This is a genomic window from Pseudomonas viridiflava, from assembly GCF_900602065.1.
Lineage (GTDB): Bacteria > Pseudomonadota > Gammaproteobacteria > Pseudomonadales > Pseudomonadaceae > Aquipseudomonas.
In genome coordinates this window covers 159,293-177,536 of sequence record NZ_UWFN01000285.1, presented here as the reverse complement: position 1 = coordinate 177,536, position 18,244 = coordinate 159,293, and the positions used below count along the sequence as shown (strand labels likewise).

Sequence of the window (18,244 nt, the reverse complement as noted above, 5' to 3'; positions counted from 1 at the left end):
ACTGTACCGTTGACGCAACGCCTATATAATGCGGCCCTTTGCCGTCGCTACGTCACATGACGTTTTGCACTTGCCTCTGGCCGCAGTCTCCGTGGAAGAACCTATGAAAAGCGCAGAAATCCGTGAAGCCTTCCTTGGCTTCTTCGAAGAGCAAGGCCACACCCGTGTAGCCTCAAGCTCCTTGATTCCGGGCAACGACCCGACCCTGCTGTTTACCAACGCAGGTATGAACCAGTTCAAGGACTGCTTCCTGGGCCAGGAAAAGCGAGCCTATACCCGTGCAGTGACCAGCCAGAAGTGCGTGCGCGCCGGTGGTAAGCACAACGACCTGGAAAACGTCGGTTACACCGCGCGTCACCACACATTCTTCGAAATGCTGGGCAACTTCAGCTTCGGTGATTACTTCAAGCGTGATGCGATCACTTACGCCTGGACCTTCCTGACCTCGGAAAAATGGCTGAACCTGCCCAAGGACAAACTCTGGGTAACGGTCTACGCCAGCGACGATGAGGCCTACGATATCTGGACCAAAGACATCGGCGTACCTGCTGAGCGTATGGTTCGTATCGGTGACAACAAAGGCGCGCCGTACGCGTCCGACAACTTCTGGACCATGGGCGATACGGGGCCATGCGGTCCTTGCACCGAGATTTTCTTCGATCACGGTCCTGAGATCTGGGGTGGCCCACCAGGCTCGCCGGAAGAAGACGGCGACCGTTACATCGAAATCTGGAACAACGTATTCATGCAGTTCAACCGCACCGCTGACGGCGTGCTGCACCCGCTGCCTGCACCGTCGGTAGACACCGGTATGGGCCTGGAGCGTGTCAGTGCTGTTCTGCAGCACGTGAACTCCAACTACGAAATCGACCTGTTCCAGAGCTTGCTGGCCGCGGCTGCAAAAGCCATTGGTTGCAGCAACGACAATCAGGCATCGCTGAAAGTCGTGGCTGACCACATTCGTTCTTGCGGCTTCCTGATCGCTGATGGCGTGCTGCCGTCCAATGAAGGCCGCGGTTATGTGCTGCGTCGCATCATTCGTCGTGCCTGCCGTCACGGTAACAAGCTGGGCGCCAAGGGCAGCTTCTTCTATCAGATCGTTGCGGCGCTGGTTGCCGAGATGGGTACTGCGTTCCCTGAGCTGGTCCAGCAACAGGCGCACATCGAGCGCGTACTCAAGGCCGAAGAAGAGCAGTTCGCCAAGACTCTGGAGCAGGGCCTGAAGATCCTTGAGCAGGATCTGGCTGAACTCAAAGGCAACGTCGTACCGGGTGACGTAGTGTTCAAACTCTACGACACCTACGGTTTCCCGATGGACCTGACCGGTGACATCGCTCGTGAGCGCAACCTGACCCTTGATGAGGAAGGTTTCGAGCGCGAGATGGACGCCCAGCGTGTTCGCGCGCGCTCTGCCAGTTCGTTCGGCATGGACTACAACAGCCTCGTCAAAGTCGACGTGGCCACCGAGTTCACCGGCTACAAAGCAACTCGCGGCGAAGCGAAGGTCGTGGCCCTCTATAAAGACGGCCAGAAAGTCGAGCAATTGAACGAAGGCGAAGAGGGCGTTGTGGTGCTGGACACCACGCCGTTCTATGCCGAGTCCGGTGGCCAGATTGGCGACGGCGGCTACATCAGCGCTGATGCGGTTCGTTTCGATGTCCGTGACACCACGAAAACCGGTGGCGCCTTCCTGCATCACGGCGTTGTCGCTTCCGGCACATTGACTGTCGGCGCGTCGGTCAACACCGAAGTGGCTGCCGAGGTTCGCAACGCTACTGCACTGAACCACTCCGCGACTCACTTGTTGCACGCAGCCTTGCGTCAGGTGCTGGGCGAGCACGTCCAGCAGAAAGGCTCGTTGGTGGACAGTCAGCGCCTGCGCTTTGACTTCAGCCATTTTGAAGCCATCAAGCCTGAGCAACTGAAAGCGCTGGAAGACATCGTCAACGCTGAAATCCGCAAGAACACCGCAGTCGAGACGGTCGAAACCGATATCGAAACGGCAAAGGCGCGTGGCGCCATGGCACTGTTCGGCGAGAAGTACGGCGACAGCGTGCGCGTGCTGAGCATGGGCGGTGATTTCTCCGTCGAGCTGTGCGGTGGCATTCACGCCAACCGTACCGGCGACATCGCGGTATTCAAGATTGTCAGCGAAGGCGGCGTGGCCGCTGGCGTTCGACGCATCGAGGCAGTCACCGGCGCAGCGGCGCTGGGTTACCTCAATGCCGCAGAAGATCAGCTCAAGGAAGCCGCGACACTGGTCAAAGGCAACCGCGAGAACCTGTTGGACAAGCTGACGGCTGTGCTTGAGCGCAACCGTCTGCTGGAAAAACAACTGGAGCAATTGCAGGCCAAGGCGGCCAGCGCAGCGGGCGACGATCTGTCTTCCTCTGCACTGGATGTCAAAGGCGTGAAAGTGCTGGCCGTGCGCCTGGACGGTCAGGATGGCAAAGCGCTGCTGGCGCTTGTCGATCAGTTGAAGAACAAACTCGGTCGCGCAGTGATCCTGCTCGGCAGTGTGCATGAGGACAAGGTTGTACTGGTTGCGGGCGTAACCAAAGACCTGACTGGCCAACTCAAAGCCGGTGATTTGATGAAACAGGCTGCTGCAGCCGTAGGTGGTAAAGGCGGCGGTCGTCCTGACATGGCGCAAGGTGGCGGTGTGGATGCAGGTGCGCTGGATGCAGCGCTGGCGTTGACCGTGCCTTTCGTCGAGCAGGGTATTTAAGTCGACCTTCCGGAGCTGCCGCCTAGCGATGCGGCAGTCCGGCGCTTGGATTTAACGTTTAATGGGCGCCCTTAATCGGGCAGAGGCGGCTTTGAGATGGCTTTGATCGTACAGAAATTTGGAGGCACCTCGGTGGGCTCTGTAGAGCGCATCGAGCAGGTTGCCGACAAGGTTAAGAAATTCCGTGAGCAGGGCGACGACCTGGTGGTTGTGCTTTCTGCCATGAGTGGTGAAACCAATCGTCTGATCGACCTTGCCAGGCAGATCAGCGATCAACCGGTTCCTCGCGAACTGGACGTGATCGTCTCCACGGGTGAGCAGGTGACGATTGCCCTGTTGGCCATGGCGCTGATGAAGCGTGGTGTGCCAGCAGTGTCATATACCGGTAATCAGGTTCGTATTCTGACGGACAGCGCGCATAACAAGGCGCGTATTCTGCAGATTGATGACCAGAAGATTCGTGCCGACCTGAAAGCCGGCCGCGTAGTTGTGGTCGCCGGTTTCCAGGGTGTGGACGAGAACGGCAATATCACGACCCTGGGTCGTGGTGGTTCGGACACCACCGGCGTGGCGTTGGCCGCGGCGCTGAAGGCCGATGAATGCCAGATCTATACGGATGTTGACGGTGTTTACACCACCGACCCGCGCGTGGTTTCCCAGGCACAGCGCCTGGACAAGATTACCTTCGAAGAGATGCTGGAAATGGCCAGCCTCGGTTCCAAGGTATTGCAGATCCGTGCGGTGGAATTTGCCGGCAAGTACAACGTCCCGCTGCGCGTATTGCACAGCTTCAAGGAGGGTCCAGGGACCCTCATTACCATTGATGAAGAGGAATCCATGGAACAGCCGATCATTTCCGGCATCGCTTTCAACCGCGATGAAGCCAAGCTGACCATCCGTGGCGTGCCAGACACCCCGGGTGTGGCGTTCAAGATTCTCGGCCCAATCAGCGCCGCGAATATCGAAGTCGACATGATCGTGCAGAACGTTGCGCACGATAACACCACCGACTTCACCTTCACCGTACACCGCAATGACTACCAGGCTGCCTTGCAGGTGCTGGAAACGACTGCGCGTGAAATCAGTGCTCGTGAAGTGATTGGCGATACCAAGATCGCCAAGGTGTCGATCGTGGGCGTCGGCATGCGTTCTCACGCAGGTGTAGCCAGCCGCATGTTCGAATCGCTGGCCAAGGAAAGTATCAATATCCAGATGATCTCGACGTCGGAAATCAAGGTTTCCGTGGTCATCGAGGAGAAGTACCTGGAGCTGGCAGTGCGTGCGCTGCATACGGCCTTTGAGCTGGATGCCCCTCGACAGGGTGAGTGATGTATCGGCCAAGGGCGCAGTCTGACTGCGCCCTTTGTGTTTTTACCGGGCGCAAAACTGTTCTTTTGCGTTCGCCGGTCGATACGCTGGTTACAACCGCGATGAATCGCGGGCGTCGCCTTCGGTTTGCAGACTGTTGTCCCTGAATGTATTGCTTGAGGAGAAAGGTATGCTGATTCTGACTCGTCGGTGCGCAGAGAGCCTGATCATTGGTGATGGAGAAATCACCGTGACCGTGCTCGGCGTCAAAGGTAATCAGGTGCGTATCGGTGTCAACGCACCCAAGGAAGTCGCTGTTCACCGTGAAGAGATTTACCTGCGCATCAAGAAAGAGAAGGACGAAGAACCAAGCCATTAATTTTTATTGAATTTTTGGTTTGCAAACGGGGAAAAGGGTGGTTATTATACGCCCCGTGTTGCGGAGAGCTGGCCGAGTGGCCGAAGGCGCTCCCCTGCTAAGGGAGTACACCTCACAAGGGTGTCGGGGGTTCGAATCCCCCGTTCTCCGCCATTATTTGCGTAGTACGTTGTATCTGGCTTTAATCGGTAAGTTGTTGAATTTACTAGAAAAAAGTTCTTGACCAAAAGATTCGACGGCCTATAATGCGCGGCAACAAATGCACTCGTAGCTCAGCTGGATAGAGTACTCGGCTACGAACCGAGCGGTCACAGGTTCGAATCCTGTCGAGTGCACCATTTAAGAGTTGTTTGCAGTAATGCAGGTAGCTTTGTTGTAACCAGCGGTGATCTGGTTTATCAAGCGCTAATGCACTCGTAGCTCAGCTGGATAGAGTACTCGGCTACGAACCGAGCGGTCACAGGTTCGAATCCTGTCGAGTGCACCAAACACCAAAAAGCCCGTATCGTCTGATACGGGCTTTTTGCTTTCTAGCGTTTGCCCTTCACGCAATCATGTTCGTCAAAGGTCACCTGGCTGCTGCGGCCTTTCTTCTCGTGATAGACATATCGCGTCTCGCCATTTCTGCTCACCACTTTGTCGGGCCTGCCCAGTAAGCTTTCAACATCCTTGCGTGTCATGCCAGGTGGCGTCTGTTGATTGATGATCGCTCTTCGGCGCTGCTCGGCATTCAGGCGGTTGCCGCACCCGTCGTCGCGTTGACCAACGACCACCAGTTCTTTCTCCCGCGCACCCTGTGCTGGCTTGCGGTTGATGGTGTCGGGTTGTCCGGCCCCTGGAAGCAGAGGGACGACAGTGCCGGGCGGGGCGTTGTATGCCTTTTGCAATTGCACGTTGTGATCGCTTGGGCAGCCCAGGGACGTGAAGGTAATGTTGCCATCTGCGTCTTCGCAGCGCTGAACGCTGGATGCCTGGAGAAGCGCGGATGAGCAGAGCAGGGCGAATCCCCAAAGGGCGGCGGGCTTGTAGCGCATTCCGGTGTCTTCCTTGACGGGTTTGGGGGAAGCCTAGCCGGGTCATTTCACTTGAGGAGGTGTTTTCTTGGCGGGATGTGTCGTCCCAGCTCTATTGCCGCATCAATGATTGACTTTGTGTTGCAACCGCTTGTTCTAGCCAGAATTTTGTAGCGTGCAATGTGGCCAAGCGGTGTATGATTGCGCCCGTCAGCCCCGCCGGGGCTTATGGAATACCTCCATGGACTTACCCAGTAGTTACTCAACAGTTTCTTTCAGCAATCATGCATTAACTGATTGATCTCCCGGCGTGCTCCGCTGCTGGGAGTGGAGTTCGCCTATGTCCGAAATCGAAGTAAAAAAAACGCAGGATAGTTTGCAGGATCGTCTGGCTCAGGTTATCGAGCTCCTGCAGCGCCAGCGTGTTGTTGAAGATCTGACCCACCGTCAGGAAGGTCAGAATCAAGACCGCGTAGAAAATCTGGTTCACCGGCAGAACCTTGTCGAGTTGCAACGCAAGCTCGACGACCTTCACTCCGCCGACGTCGCCTACATCCTGGAAGCATTGCCTCTCGAAGATCGTCTGACGGTCTGGCAGTTGGTCAAGGCTGAGCGCGACGGCGACATCCTTCTGGAAGTATCCGACTCCGTTCGGGAAACGCTGATCGCCGACATGGACGATCACGAGCTGCTGGCGGCTGCCAAGGAAATGGACGCCGACGAACTGGCCGACCTTGCACCCGAGCTGCCGCGCGATGTTGTCCATGAGCTGATGGAGGCTCTGGATACACAGCAGCGCGAGCGTGTCCGTTCTGCTCTCTCGTATGAAGAAGAGCAAGTCGGCGCCCTGATGGACTTCGAGATGGTCACCATCCGTGAAGACGTCAGCCTGGAAGTCGTACTGCGTTACCTGCGCCGTTTGAAAGAGTTGCCGGGGCATACCGACAAGTTGTTCGTGGTTGACTACGATGGCGTGCTGAAGGGTGTGCTGCCCATCAAGCGCTTGCTGGTCAATGACCCTGATAAACAGGTTTCGGAAATCATGGCCAATGATCCGGTGAGTTTTCACCCGGATGGCGATGCCTATGAAGCTGCGCAGGCGTTCGAGCGATATGACCTTATTTCCTCGCCGGTGGTGGACAAGAACGGCAAGCTGATCGGCCGTCTGACCATCGACGAAATGGTTGACCTCATTCGTGAGGAGAGCGAAACCGAAGTCCTCAACATGGCGGGTTTGCGCGAAGAGGAAGATATTTTCGCCTCCGTCTGGCGTTCGCTTCGCAACCGTTGGGCGTGGCTGGCAATCAACCTGATCACCGCCTTTCTGGCTTCGCGTGTCATTGGTTTGTTCGAGGGTTCGATCGAGAAGCTCGTGGCGCTGGCTGCCCTGATGCCGATCGTTGCCGGTATTGGCGGTAACTCGGGCAATCAGACGATTACGATGATTGTGCGCGCCATGGCACTCGATCAGGTCAATACCGGTAACACCAAGCGACTGCTGCGCAAGGAGTTGGGTGTGGGCCTTGTGAACGGCCTGGTGTGGGGTGGGGTAATTGGTGTGGTGGCCTATTTGCTCTACGGCAGCTGGTCTTTAGGCGTGGTCATGACCGCTGCAATGACACTCAACCTGCTGCTTGCTGCGTTGATGGGGGTGACCATACCGATGGCGCTTTCCAAATTCGGGCGCGATCCGGCGATGGGTGCAAGCGTCATGATTACTGCGGTGACCGACAGTGGTGGCTTCTTCATTTTCCTCGGGCTCGCAACAATCTTCCTGCTTTAGTTGCTTTTGCTGCATAAAAAAACCGCCCCTTGAGGCGGTTTTTTTATGATTCGCGGAAATGTCTTACAGCAAAGCACTACAAATAAAAAAGCAAATAAAAAGCCGCGAATAAAAAAGCCAGCAATTATGCTGGCTTGAAAACTTCGATCTAGTGATCAGTCTTCGTTGTCAGCAGCCAGCTCGGTGTCGTGTGCAATCAGTGACACCAATGCGTTCTGTTGACGGTGCGACAGCTGACGAAAACGCTGCAGCAATTCACGCTCATGCAGTGACAGCTCAGGGCTATCAAGGCGCAGGCTAGGTTCGTCGCCCAGAGCACCTTCCTGAATCAAGCTTTGTTCGAGGCGAGCAATGATTTCTGAGTTCATGCTGCGATGGTGGTTTTTAGCTACCTCTTGCACACGATTACGCATGCCATCTGGTAGACGTACAACGAACTTGTCAGCCGTGCGGCTGGAATAAGTAGCCTGTTTCATAGGGCTCATATATTTAACCGGTTAGTTCAGGGGAGCGGTTCTTGCAAGTCGCCGCATGGATGTCAATCTGTGACAGCCGTTTTAACGAAATGTTCAACCGTATTCTCAAAGAGGCCAGCATCATGCCCCAATCTGCCGGATCCTTGGCGTCAATTCTGTGACAAATATTGACCCAGATAAAGGCGATTAGCCAGCACCAATTATCAGAATTGCGAGCTAATTTGCAAAGTGCTTATCTGCCCGCTCATCTAGAAGGTTCGAATTCGTGCAGATCCTACCTGGATGCAAACTGCCATGATGGCTATTTGTCAGCGTAGAAGGTTATTGGCGGAATACGAATGCGGGCCGACGGACGTGACCGTTAGCTGCCAGGGCTGGGTTTCAGGTATCGCGGAGATGCGGATCGGGGACCCGCCAGAAGGAGGCAGATCAGCGCAAAACGGGATCAAACTTGAAGCGGCGTCCGAGGATCAGTGCTACGACGAACAGTACGGTAAAGATCCCGGCTGCAATTTTTGCCGCGCTGCTCAAGCCTTCAGCAGTGGCCGGCAACTGGTAATCGACCACGATAGCCAGCAGGGCCAGGATGATGAACGATAAGGCTGACTTGGACATGGCGATTCTCTTTCCGTGGTTTCGTTGGGTCTACAGAGGTTCAGATACGTCTTTTCAGAAGACCCAGCGAGGCTCGGCTCTCACGTTGGCAGAATTCGAAGCGGGTGCCTCGCTGTCGTTGGCGAGGGTGACCGCTTGGGGATGACTGCTGCGATCCGTCATGATCGCCAGTTGCGGAGCCTGACGCAGAAGATGGTGTGGCTGAGCTTGCAGTGCGGTCTGTTCCGTTTTGCCGTCGTCTTGAAAATGAAAAGCCACCAGTGCAACCAGAGCCGCAGCATTCAACACTGAAAGGGCGATGTTCATTTTCATTTACCTCCGACGGAACTTTCTTTAAGAAGGGTCTCTACCGCATGAGGTATTGCAGTCTGCATGCCAACTCCTATTCTTAATTTAATCCTTATAAATCAATGACTTAAAATTGTTTGAGTGGTCGTATAGCATGCGTTTTGCAATGGTGGCTATGTGGTGCATTGCAAAATGCATGGTCATGTCGATTCCCGGCAAAATAAACGGATATGGACCACAGCCGTGTAAGCCAAAGACGACATGACAAAGTGTCCACGTGCCGTTAACATGCACGCCGTCCTCGCTGGCACCAATCGGTGTGCTGGCCCGTTGTCTCAGTAGCTCAATTGGATAGAGCATCCCCCTCCTAAGGGGAAGGTTGGCAGTTCGAACCTGCCCTGGGACACCATATTTAACTTTGGCTACCTGATTGCTCGCCTACCTTGGGTAGCAAATTAGTCACCACTTCTTTTTTGTCTCTTCTTTACTCTGCAAACGTTCTATTCCGTCCCCCGAGCATCGTCACTTCGCCATCATTCACAACAGGTTTTGTCCACAGGGATTGGCTAATTCGTAGCGTGTCTCGCGAAAGACGTCAGGTCTGAGGTCGCTAAACTTCGTTTTGCGGCTTGCGATACCCCCTGTGTCGATGCTGATCGGCTCACCCGTAAGCGCTACAGGAAATCGATTGGTTATGAGTACACCGATCATTCTGCAGGCATGGTAAATAGCGCGTCAGCTTGAAACCGGAAAACGGGCGGCACCGATGAGGAGTTTGATCCAGTCAGCCCGACCTAGTGGGCACGATCCGTATGCCTTAAGGGGCTTACTCACGCGCCTGCCGACGCAGCTAGCACATGGTATCTATCCGTGCTGCCACACAAGTTGCGGCCTACTTACCGACGGAAGACGTGATGCCCGGACGTATAACTTCATCCCGCGCGGATACTGGTACGTCGAACAATTTATCAAAAAGCCATTGGAAGCCTAGGGCGTAAAAGAAGAAAAACACGAACAGTCCCAGATCTGTGATTAATGCAGCCCACCAGGAAATTTCCAGCCACCACGCCACAAGCGGCACCAACAGCAGCACCAGCCCGCCCTCGAAACCCAGGGAGTGGAGCAAGCGTCTGCCAAATGTGCGAGCACGCTGTGGCTGGCGTGCTTCCCAGCATTCAAAAATGTAGTTATAGAACACGTTCCACATCAGTGCGCTTGCAGACAACATCAATGACAGCGCGCCAGCATGGGCCAGACCTTGGTCGTATATCAGCGAGATGCTGGGTGAGAGCACCAGAACTGCGATGGACTCGTAGAGGATGGCCTGGACAATCTTTCGGGTAGAGCCTTGCATGGTGTTCTCCGAAGCGCTGTTAGATCGAATATCTGTGAAGATAGGGTCCCTTACGCGCTACGAAAAATGAGATAAATTGACTGGGCATCAATTCAACTTGTCGAGGAGCTGTGCGTGTTTTCAACCCTTCCACTTAACGCACTGCGCACTTTTGAGGCTGCCGCACGGTTAGGCGGCTTTAAAGCGGCAGCTCAGGAACTTTCAGTCACCCCGGCGGCCATTTCCTATCAAGTCAGAACGTTGGAGACTTCGCTTGGAGCCATGCTGTTCGAGCGATCTGGACAAGGGGTAGTGTTAACCGACAGAGGTGAGCTGCTCTATCGACAGGCCCATGGCGCGTTGTTGGATATTCGGCAGAGCCTGGAAGTTTTCTATCCAGGCTCTGCCAAGCAATCTCTGACCATTTCCACTACGCCCAGCCTGGCTCTGACTTGGCTGATCCCCAGGCTAGGTAGCTTCTATCGCACCTTTGAGCAGTTTAACGTTCGTGTCGATACACGAAACGAATTGGTGGATTTGCTGCGTGACTCCAGCATTGACGTTGCGATTCGGGCTGTGGGTCGTGATGACCCGAAGCTTTTTTGTCAGGAATTGATGGTCGAGCAGTTTTCGGTTTACGGCGCTCCGGGCCTTCTCAGCTCACTGAACGTAAATCGGATCGAATTGATCAATCTGCACTGGCAGATTCCAGGAGGACATTCAGTCAACTGGCGAAGTTGGTGCGAAGCGGCAGGGTGCCAAGCCTGGCTTGAAACCGCTCAAATTCGGGAGTTCGATGACGAGCATTACGCTTTGAATGCTGCGGTCGCGGGTCAGGGGCTGGTGCTGGCAAGCAATGTTCTGGTGGCCGATAGCCTCAAGCGAGCAGAGCTTGTTGCATACAGACCCGACGTGACTCTTCCTGGCCCGCGTTACTTTGCGATGTGCGTGCCAGGGCGAGAGCGGCAGGAGAAAGTAAGTGCTTGTCTAAAGTGGCTGGCAGAGATGGCCGATGCCACTTTGTAGAGCGAACCAAATCCTGATTATTCAGATCTTGGGCGCTATTTCGCACACGTACCTGATATTCCGCAAGAATGTATCCTCAAGGCAGTGGCGCGACCGAAATCTCGCTGCCTGCTTAGCGGGTTGCGTTGGCCAGACCGGTCTCGATGAATCGCACAGAGCTCTCCATGGCGTGCAGACCTTCCGGCAGCATGGAGGAGTAGAAGTGCCAAGCGTGGAACATGGCAGGCCACACTTCAAGATTGACTCGGACGCGGTTGTCAGCCAGATGAGTCGCCAGACGCATCGCGTCACTGAGCATCAGCTCATTTTCACCAATCTGTACCAGAATGGGTGGGAGTCCAGTGACGTCCGCGAATACTGGCGATGCCAGAGGATGGTTAGCAAGCGTGTCTCCCAGGAAAGCTCTCGCGAGGATGTCCAGCACCGGCTTGGAGTTCAAAGGGTCCAGCCCCTCACGATTGCTCATGGACGCACCGGTGTGTTCCAGGTTTGCCCAAGGCGAAATCGAAGAGCCCACCGCAGGTAGCGGAAGCCCTTTGGATTTGGCCGCCACCATCACACTGACGACCATCGCGCCGCCTGCCGACTCGCCTGAAAATGCGATCTTGTTGGCCGGGATTTTCTGCTCAAGCAACCATTCGTAGGCGTGCAGTGTGTCGTCGATGGATGCTGGAAACTTATGCTCCGGTGCGAGGCGGTAATCAGGCATGTAGACACGAGCGCCGAGCATTTTCGCGTAGTTGCCGCCTATCCCGTGGTAGCCGTCTGGACGGCCAACTATGTACGCGCCGCCATGGATGTACATGACAACTGCATCGGTCTTGATTTCATCGGGTGTCACGAGGGTGCCCGGCACTCCACCCATATCGACTGCTTCGAACTTGACGCCTGTGGGCGCTGGATTTTGCGCGAGCATTTTCGCGTAGCTGTCGCGGATGTCGCTCATTTTTGTAGTGGTATCAATTCCCTGCAGTACGGGTACCAAATCGCTCAAACTGTTGGCCCAGGTTTGTACGGCTGCTTCTACTTTTGTATTCATAGTGATCTCAATTGGCGTGGGTCGCTGATTTGCTAATTGAGATATTATTCCTTCAATTGGGGAATAGGGTTCCCCATACAAGGTGCCACGGCGCCCCGGCCTGGAGCGATTGAAACTGTATGGAAATCCACAACCTGAACGACATTGCCGCTTTCGTAAGCTCGGTGAATGCCGGGAGCTTTACCGCTGCGGCCAGGCAACTAGGTCTTACCCGTTCGGCAGTCGGTAAATCGGTGGTCAGGCTGGAGGCTCGATTGCAGGTGCGGTTGCTCAACCGTACAACCCGTAGTCTGAGCCTGACGGATGACGGTCAGGTTCTGTACGAGCGCTGTGTCGGCATCCTTGATGATCTGGACGATGTTGAGGACGCACTGGCTTTTCGACGCTCGACACCTAGTGGCCGATTGCGCATGAGTCTGCCAGTTGCGCTCGGCAGGCTTCACGTTCTCCCTCACATTGAGTATTGCTTGAGGGAGTGGCCTTCGCTGAGTGCCGACGTTACGTTTTCCGACCGACTGGTGGATCTCATTGATGAGGGCTTTGACCTGGCCATGCGTATTGGCCCACCCAAGGAGGATTCTCGATTACTGACCCGCACTGTGGCGTATCAGCAGATGATCACCTGTGCGTCACCGGACTATCTCGCTGAGCATCCAGAGCCTGAAACACCCGAGGGGTTATCCACCCACGAGTGTCTGCATTTTGTTAGTGGAGGAAGACTGCTTCCGTGGAATTTTCGGGTGAACGGGCAGACGCTGACTTTCACTCAGGGTGGACGGCTGCAGATGGACAGTGCTGAGGCGCTGCATCAGTCCGCGATGGCGGGTTTGGGCATTACGACACTTCCTTCGTACGTGGTTAGCCAGGAACTACGCACTGGCAAGCTTGTTCAAGTACTCGCGAAGTACGCCGAGGCAGCAGAGCCTATCCGGATCATCTATCCCAGTAAGCGACATCTTTCTCCCAAGATCCGTCTGTTCATCGACAAGCTGGTCGATGCGTGGTCACCCTGTCCACCATGGGAGCAGCCTCAGGATCAGGCAAATGGCCGCAAGATGGGAAATGCTTAAACTGAGACAGTCGTGGATTTCGCCATCCGTTTGCACGGTAAATGTTCTGTGTAAAAAGCTGGCTTTGGCGATTTGATTACGAAAGCGGGAGTCTGGTTATGGATCCCGCCTGAAGAAGTCATCGGGCAGTCATATCGCGATTCAGGGTGACAATTTGCTCATGGGTGAAGTGACTGCCGGCAGCCATGAACCTGGCCATCAGTGCGTCACGGTTTTGAGGTGCCCGTGCTTTATCTGCAGCCTGCAGCGCCAACTTCAGCTCCGACAATGTCAGTTCGGTACAGTAAGCCGGCGTGCCCGGTTGCTGGCACCACGAATTTTCAAGACTGCCAGAAGCCAGCGCGGTAAAGCCGGTGTCCTCCACAAGATCCTGTGCGATGGCCTCGGCGGTTGTGTCTCCTCCCGCTACAGGCAGGGCGATGCGCGTTGAGGATCCGGCTAGTTGACCTTTGTCGGCAAGGGTCGCTGCGAGGGCGGCGTTCCATGCCTTAACCACCGGACGGCCAATCTGCTCACTTACCCAGACGCTTTCGGGCTTGCCATCATCAACGTCCTTGATCGCCCCATCACGGCCTGGATAGTAGTTGGATGTATCAATGACAACGGTTTTCCTGCTCACACCACTCAACGTTTGCTTTAGATCCGGATAGTTTGCGAAGGGGATGGAAAGAATCACGACGTCTACTCCGCACACTGCCTCTTCCTTGGTCACTGCGTGTGCGCCGATTTCATTGGCAAGGCTTTGAATGCTCTGCGGGCCTTTCGAGTTTGCCCATTTCACTTCGTGGCCGCATGCCGCGAGCTTGCGGGCCAGGGTCGTCCCGATATTGCCTGCGCCGATAATTCCGATTTTCATTTAAATAACCTCCTGACTTGCGGCCAATGCTGACGTGACAGCCTCGCTGGATGTGCAAATGAACTAGCGTGTCGCGCAGACGCTCGGGTGTGTACGCCTGTCGCCTCTGACTCGGTCGGGTACAGGCGTGTCTAGAAAGCCACGAAAAGACCGCCGCGTGCGGACTGTTTTCTGAAATTGCAGGGTATCGTCCATCGCTGTATCAGCATCGAATCTCGCCATTGAAATGGTCATGAATTCCTCTTTGTTCAAGTGTGAGAAATGCTCAGTCGGTTGCCGGATGGCCGAGCGCATCGAGCGTGTGCCGAAGCTCGTCGATACCCCGTTCATCAAGCTGGCAGGCTGACTTGATTTTGCTGGTGATTCCCCGAATGTCAGCTTCCAGCCTGTGGCTATCAGGCGCCAGATCGATCATCACGCGGCGCTCGTCGGCGGGATCCCGTGTGCGAGTGACGAGTCCGGCAGCTTCAAGCCGCTTCAGCAATGGCGTTATGGTTCCAGCGTCCATCGCCAGGCGGGTTCCAAGAGCTCCCACAGAAAGTGGAGAGCCGTTTAGAAGCTCCAGAATGACCAAGTACTGCGGGAAGGTCAGGCCCAGCGGTTCCAGGTAGGGTTTGTGCAAGCGCACCATCCGATTTGCTGCCGCATAGAGCGCAAACGAGAGCTGCATACCCACATGTTTCCGATTTGAGTCCATTGAATAGCTCACTATTGTATAGTGCGCTATATATTTGGGAAGCGGACTCTGGCTGTCAACCGTCGCTGTCTGTGCGCGACGAATGGCCTGACGGGCTAAGTCCCCTTTGGCTGACCGCCCTGAGGGGATGACGGTGTTACAAGCAGGCGAAGACCGCCTGCCTGGACGCACAAAGCACTCCCCCCAAACCAGTGTCACGCTGCCGGTGGCTTTATCCGCCAGCATTTTCAACAACTCATCAGGTGAGCCGCTCGCCTCAGCAAATCGTAATGGCGCAAGCTCGATAACTTCGACTGAGGGGCCTCTAGTTTGAGTGAATGAACTGCTGCTTTGGCTGCGCTATAGGTTGGCGTGTCTGTGCCTATTTGCCTATTTGTCGATTTATGTATTGCTTATCCGAGTTCAGCCAACGTCGGATAATCCGTGTACCCGCGCTCCTCACCCTGATAGAAGGTGGTCGGGTCTGCGTTATTCAGTACCGCACCTTGTTTGAATCGCTCCACCAGATCCGGGTTGGCGAGGAACGCTGTGCCGAACGACACCAGGTCAGCATTTCCTTCGCGGAGCGAGGTTTCTGCGCGTTCTGCGTCATAGCCCCCGTTGGCGATGTAGGTGCCGCCGAAACGACGTTTCAGCTCCCTGAAATCGAATGACCCTGCACCGAGTTCAACGACGTGGAGATACGCCAGGCCATAGTGGCTGAGCATTTTCGCTGTGTAGTTGAAAATCGCCTGGGGATTGCTGTCGCTCATGGAGAAGTAATTGAAGATTGGCGACAGACGAACGCCCACGCGGCTGGCCCCGAATACTTCGATGACCGACTCCACGACTTCCCTGAGGAACCGGGCACGATTTTCTACAGCGCCGCCGTAAGAGTCGGTTCGGGAGTTGGTGCCATCGCGCAGGAACTGATCGATCAAGTAACCGTTTGCCGCGTGGATTTCCACACCGTCGAATCCCGCACGTTTCGCGTTTTCAGCACCTTGGCGGAAGTCAGCGATTACCCCGGATATTTCATCTACGGTCAGGGCCCGTGGTACTTCATAAGGCTTAAGTCCTTCTGGCGTGTAGATCTCGCCATCAGTCTTGATCGCCGAAGGTGCTACCGGAAGCTGATTGTCGAGCTGTACCAGGGAGTGGGACAGGCGCCCGACGTGCCAGAGTTGGAGAAATATCCGTCCACCTTCTGCGTGCACGGCGTCGGTGACATGTTTCCAGCCGGCGACTTGCTCAGAGGTGAAGATCCCGGGTGTTCTCATGTAGCCCTTGCCTTGAGCGCAGACCTGAGAACCTTCAGTAATGATGAGACCAGCACCGGCACGTTGACGGTAATACTCGACGGCCGCGGACGTCGGGACATCGCCATCCCCGGCACGGCTTCGCGTTAGCGGCGCCATAACCATGTGATTTTTCAGGGGGAGGGCTGCGATCTGCGTGGGAGACAAAAGAAGGTCGAGATTGCTCGTAGTCATGACGTGTCTCTGTATGAGTAGGAATATTGATGAGTGGTTGTCGAAACGGTTATCGCGCTAAGGTCAAAAGCTGCTATTTGAGCCGTCCCTGCTGTCGCAAGCGCGCGCCAATCTGCTGTATTCCTTGTTCACCCTGCGCCAGAGCTGCTTTGCTCGTGTGAACCGAGTAGTGTCCCGTTATCAGGTCATACGGATGCTTTACCGCCGAGCCCATCACGAAGGTGCAATCGCCTTTCGCGATGAAGTTGATGGGGTGCTCCGATTCTTCAAACACGGCGAGTTCGCCGGTATCTATCACTGCACCTGCGTCCACACTTCCTGAACTGACAGCCAGCCAGGCAATGGTGTGACCGGACGGTGGTGTGTAGCGCCAGTGCTCACCGTCTTTCAAATTCACGGCGAGATAGTTCATGTCACTCGGGGCTTCGATCAAGCTTTGAGCATCCCCATAACGGCCCAGAAGCACACGGGCCGGGCCTGCCTGAGGAACTTGGGAGGGTGCGAGATAGACGCTCACGGCAGGCGCGTTTTCCAGCGATGGAGGCAATGCGACCCAGAGTTGGAATCCCTGGATTGGGGAATCGCTCGCTAGCGTAGCGTCGTGCCACACCCCGCTGCCGGCCTGCATCCACTCAACACCCCCGGCCAGCAATAAGCCTGTCGCCCCGGTGGTGTCTTCATAAACTACATCGCCTTGGGTCATGAAGGTAACGGTTGCGATCCCTGAGTGCGGATGCATGCCGAAACTCGACTTACCGCCCCCGGCGTTCAGGCTGAAAATATCCAGGAAAATAAATGGCTTCAAAAGCTCGCCCAGATCACCAGGGCTGACAAGTCGCGTGATGGGGCCATGTGTTCTGCCTTCGGTACGATGGACAATGCTGCGTGGTCGAACTGCGGTGGTGGCGGTCATATGTTTTCTCTCTGAATATCGAGCACCATTGCCCGCAAGGTAACGTCGTCAAGCAGAGCTTCGTTTGCCTGGGGCAGATGCGTTTAATGAGTGAAATGCTCTCGTTGTTGCCGGACTGGGGTTAACTCAGGGATCCGGTAGTTGGAGGTCAATCTCAGCAATGGCTCAAGGATATGTGTCCTTTGATTGCTTTATTAGATGGCATAATTGGATTGAACTGATCCATTTTTTAGCGGAGTGGCGATCACGTGATTGACCTGAATGACGTCGCGCTATTTGTACAAGTAGTACGCAGTGGCAGCTTCGCTGAAGCAGCTCGACAGCTTGGAATGCCCTCCAACACCTTAAGCCGACGCATCCAGCAGCTTGAGGCTCAACTCGGCACGAGGCTTCTGCAGCGCTCCACGCGCAAGCTCACGCTTACCCACTCAGGCGAGGCTTTTCACGAGCAATGCCGTGGGGCAGTGGAAGGTTTGATTAACGCTGGGCAGCAGTTGATGACGGGAAGTCAGGAACCGAGTGGCACCGTTCGTATTGCGGCCATGGCTGATTTCTTCGACTTCTTCCCCATGGAATGGGTGGCCGATTTTCTCGACACGTATCCACGGGTACATCTCGACTTCGTACTGAGCGATGCGCGCGCCGATTTGATTGCCGACCGGATCGACATCGCGTTTCGCGGTGGCGCGTTGCAGGACTCAGGCTATGTCGGTCGTCAACTTCTTGAATCGGGCAACGAGGGGCTGGTTGCCAGCCCCGGTTACTTGAGGAAAAGAGGCGTGCCAGCCACCCTGGAAGACCTCGTCGATCACGACTGTGTGAGTTTTGCTCACCCGAGCGGCGTCACCACCTGGCTTCTTCATGGGCCAGGCGGTGCAGAGGAAGAGGTGCGAATCACTAGCCGCTTCAATGGCAACACCGCCCAGGCCTTGCGTAAAGCAACCCTGGCCGGACTTGGCCTTGCCTTGCTGCCGTCCGCCATGACTAAAGTTGATCTCCAGCAAGGTCGCCTCGTCTCAGTGCTTCCCCAATACCACCGCACCGGGTACGGCCTGCATGTGCTTTATCCCAGTCGGCAGCATTTGCCGTTAGCGGTATCCGCATTCATCGGGTTGGTGATGGAGAAGCTGGAAGAGCAGAAATTTCCCGCGGCGGTTTTTAGTTAACGAACTTTGATCAGGCATCCAAAGAGTGTCTGCCGCTGGGAGTCCTTGATCGGCTGTTGGTCGCCACTCATCAAAGCCCCCA

Annotated in this window: 18 protein-coding genes, 4 tRNA genes and 1 pseudogene; 12 read left to right on the top strand and 11 right to left on the bottom strand. The window is 55.4% G+C overall.

Annotated elements, in window-relative coordinates; translation table 11 throughout:
* Nucleotides 1–103 precede the first annotated feature (103 nt).
* From alaS to EE949_RS19130, 6 genes are all read left to right on the top strand, one after another.
* On the top strand, nucleotides 104–2,728 hold the full coding sequence (gene alaS / locus EE949_RS19155; protein ID WP_122665722.1) for an alanine--tRNA ligase: 2,625 nt from the start codon (nucleotides 104–106) through the stop codon (nucleotides 2,726–2,728).
* A gap of 96 nt (nucleotides 2,729–2,824) precedes the next feature.
* Entirely contained in the window at nucleotides 2,825–4,057 is a 1,233-nt protein-coding gene (locus EE949_RS19150; RefSeq protein ID WP_122665721.1) for an aspartate kinase, read from the top strand.
* Nucleotides 4,058–4,226: 169 nt separating this feature from the next.
* Nucleotides 4,227–4,415, top strand: coding sequence for a carbon storage regulator CsrA (gene csrA / locus EE949_RS19145; RefSeq protein WP_002554426.1), 189 nt, complete (start codon nucleotides 4,227–4,229; stop codon nucleotides 4,413–4,415).
* Nucleotides 4,416–4,477: 62 nt separating this feature from the next.
* Nucleotides 4,478–4,568 (top strand) — tRNA-Ser (locus EE949_RS19140).
* A gap of 108 nt (nucleotides 4,569–4,676) precedes the next feature.
* Nucleotides 4,677–4,753, top strand: a tRNA-Arg gene (locus EE949_RS19135).
* 72 nt (nucleotides 4,754–4,825) lie between these two features.
* Nucleotides 4,826–4,902 (top strand) — tRNA-Arg (locus tag EE949_RS19130).
* A gap of 43 nt (nucleotides 4,903–4,945) precedes the next feature.
* On the opposite strand, the gene bamE is transcribed toward EE949_RS19130, so the two are convergent.
* On the bottom strand, nucleotides 4,946–5,449 hold the full coding sequence (bamE, locus tag EE949_RS19125) for an outer membrane protein assembly factor BamE domain-containing protein (RefSeq protein ID WP_122665720.1): 504 nt from the start codon (nucleotides 5,447–5,449) through the stop codon (nucleotides 4,946–4,948).
* A gap of 319 nt (nucleotides 5,450–5,768) precedes the next feature.
* Between bamE and mgtE the strand changes: the two genes are divergently transcribed.
* On the top strand, nucleotides 5,769–7,211 hold the full coding sequence (mgtE, locus tag EE949_RS19120) for a magnesium transporter (RefSeq protein ID WP_122665719.1): 1,443 nt from the start codon (nucleotides 5,769–5,771) through the stop codon (nucleotides 7,209–7,211).
* Between the two features lie 155 nt (nucleotides 7,212–7,366).
* On the opposite strand, the gene EE949_RS19115 is transcribed toward mgtE, so the two are convergent.
* The 4 genes from EE949_RS19115 to EE949_RS29505 all read right to left on the bottom strand — a co-directional run bounded on the left by EE949_RS19115 (nucleotide 7,367) and on the right by EE949_RS29505 (nucleotide 8,950).
* On the bottom strand, nucleotides 7,367–7,696 hold the full coding sequence (locus EE949_RS19115; RefSeq protein ID WP_027900088.1) for an Arc family DNA-binding protein: 330 nt from the start codon (nucleotides 7,694–7,696) through the stop codon (nucleotides 7,367–7,369).
* A 420-nt stretch (nucleotides 7,697–8,116) separates the two neighbouring features.
* Nucleotides 8,117–8,302, bottom strand: a complete 186-nt coding sequence (locus EE949_RS19110; RefSeq protein WP_122665718.1) for a PA3371 family protein — start codon at nucleotides 8,300–8,302, stop codon at nucleotides 8,117–8,119.
* Nucleotides 8,303–8,356: 54 nt separating this feature from the next.
* Complete coding sequence (locus EE949_RS19105) at nucleotides 8,357–8,608, bottom strand: hypothetical protein (protein ID WP_122666119.1); 252 nt, start codon at nucleotides 8,606–8,608, stop codon at nucleotides 8,357–8,359.
* Nucleotides 8,609–8,695: 87 nt separating this feature from the next.
* Nucleotides 8,696–8,950, bottom strand: coding sequence for a hypothetical protein (locus EE949_RS29505; RefSeq protein WP_162874713.1), 255 nt, complete (start codon nucleotides 8,948–8,950; stop codon nucleotides 8,696–8,698).
* On the opposite strand from EE949_RS29505, the gene EE949_RS19100 reads away from it, so the two are divergent.
* Both EE949_RS19100 and EE949_RS29870 read left to right on the top strand, forming a co-directional pair.
* Nucleotides 8,923–8,999 (top strand) — tRNA-Arg (locus tag EE949_RS19100). The two genes, EE949_RS29505 and EE949_RS19100, sit on opposite strands and share 28 nt — an antisense overlap.
* Nucleotides 9,000–9,320: 321 nt before the next feature.
* A pseudogene (locus tag EE949_RS29870) lies at nucleotides 9,321–9,505 on the top strand (transposase domain-containing protein); the annotation flags it as partial.
* Here the strand turns inward: EE949_RS29870 and EE949_RS19090 are convergent.
* Nucleotides 9,483–9,944: a PACE efflux transporter gene (locus tag EE949_RS19090; protein ID WP_122665717.1), complete on the bottom strand. Its 462-nt coding sequence runs from the start codon at nucleotides 9,942–9,944 to the stop codon at nucleotides 9,483–9,485. The pseudogene EE949_RS29870 and the gene EE949_RS19090 overlap by 23 nt on opposite strands.
* 114 nt (nucleotides 9,945–10,058) lie before the next feature.
* On the opposite strand from EE949_RS19090, the gene EE949_RS19085 reads away from it, so the two are divergent.
* Entirely contained in the window at nucleotides 10,059–10,949 is an 891-nt protein-coding gene (locus EE949_RS19085) for a LysR substrate-binding domain-containing protein (protein WP_122665716.1), read from the top strand.
* Nucleotides 10,950–11,061: 112 nt separating this feature from the next.
* On the opposite strand, the gene EE949_RS19080 is transcribed toward EE949_RS19085, so the two are convergent.
* Nucleotides 11,062–11,988 carry an alpha/beta hydrolase gene (locus EE949_RS19080; RefSeq protein WP_162874712.1) on the bottom strand — a complete coding sequence of 309 codons (927 nt, stop codon included), beginning with the start codon at nucleotides 11,986–11,988 and terminating at the stop codon, nucleotides 11,062–11,064.
* Between the two features lie 119 nt (nucleotides 11,989–12,107).
* Here EE949_RS19080 and EE949_RS19075 point away from each other — a divergent pair, with 119 nt between their 5' ends.
* A complete protein-coding gene (locus EE949_RS19075) occupies nucleotides 12,108–13,058 on the top strand; it encodes a LysR family transcriptional regulator (RefSeq protein WP_122665715.1) in 951 nt (316 codons plus the stop codon).
* A gap of 118 nt (nucleotides 13,059–13,176) precedes the next feature.
* On the opposite strand, the gene EE949_RS19070 is transcribed toward EE949_RS19075, so the two are convergent.
* The 4 genes from EE949_RS19070 to EE949_RS19050 form a co-directional block, all read right to left on the bottom strand.
* On the bottom strand, nucleotides 13,177–13,914 hold the full coding sequence (locus EE949_RS19070; protein WP_122665714.1) for an NADPH-dependent F420 reductase: 738 nt from the start codon (nucleotides 13,912–13,914) through the stop codon (nucleotides 13,177–13,179).
* Nucleotides 13,915–14,179: 265 nt separating this feature from the next.
* Nucleotides 14,180–14,584, bottom strand: coding sequence for a MarR family winged helix-turn-helix transcriptional regulator (locus tag EE949_RS19060; RefSeq protein ID WP_240350673.1), 405 nt, complete (start codon nucleotides 14,582–14,584; stop codon nucleotides 14,180–14,182).
* A 419-nt stretch (nucleotides 14,585–15,003) separates the two neighbouring features.
* The gene (locus EE949_RS19055; protein WP_122665713.1) at nucleotides 15,004–16,083 is read right to left on the bottom strand and encodes an alkene reductase; all 1,080 of its coding nucleotides are present in this window, start codon (nucleotides 16,081–16,083) and stop codon (nucleotides 15,004–15,006) included.
* A gap of 73 nt (nucleotides 16,084–16,156) precedes the next feature.
* On the bottom strand, nucleotides 16,157–16,996 hold the full coding sequence (locus tag EE949_RS19050; protein WP_122665712.1) for a pirin family protein: 840 nt from the start codon (nucleotides 16,994–16,996) through the stop codon (nucleotides 16,157–16,159).
* A 248-nt stretch (nucleotides 16,997–17,244) separates the two neighbouring features.
* On the opposite strand from EE949_RS19050, the gene EE949_RS19045 reads away from it, so the two are divergent.
* Complete coding sequence (locus EE949_RS19045) at nucleotides 17,245–18,162, top strand: LysR family transcriptional regulator (RefSeq protein WP_122665711.1); 918 nt, start codon at nucleotides 17,245–17,247, stop codon at nucleotides 18,160–18,162.
* Nucleotides 18,163–18,244 lie beyond the last annotated feature (82 nt).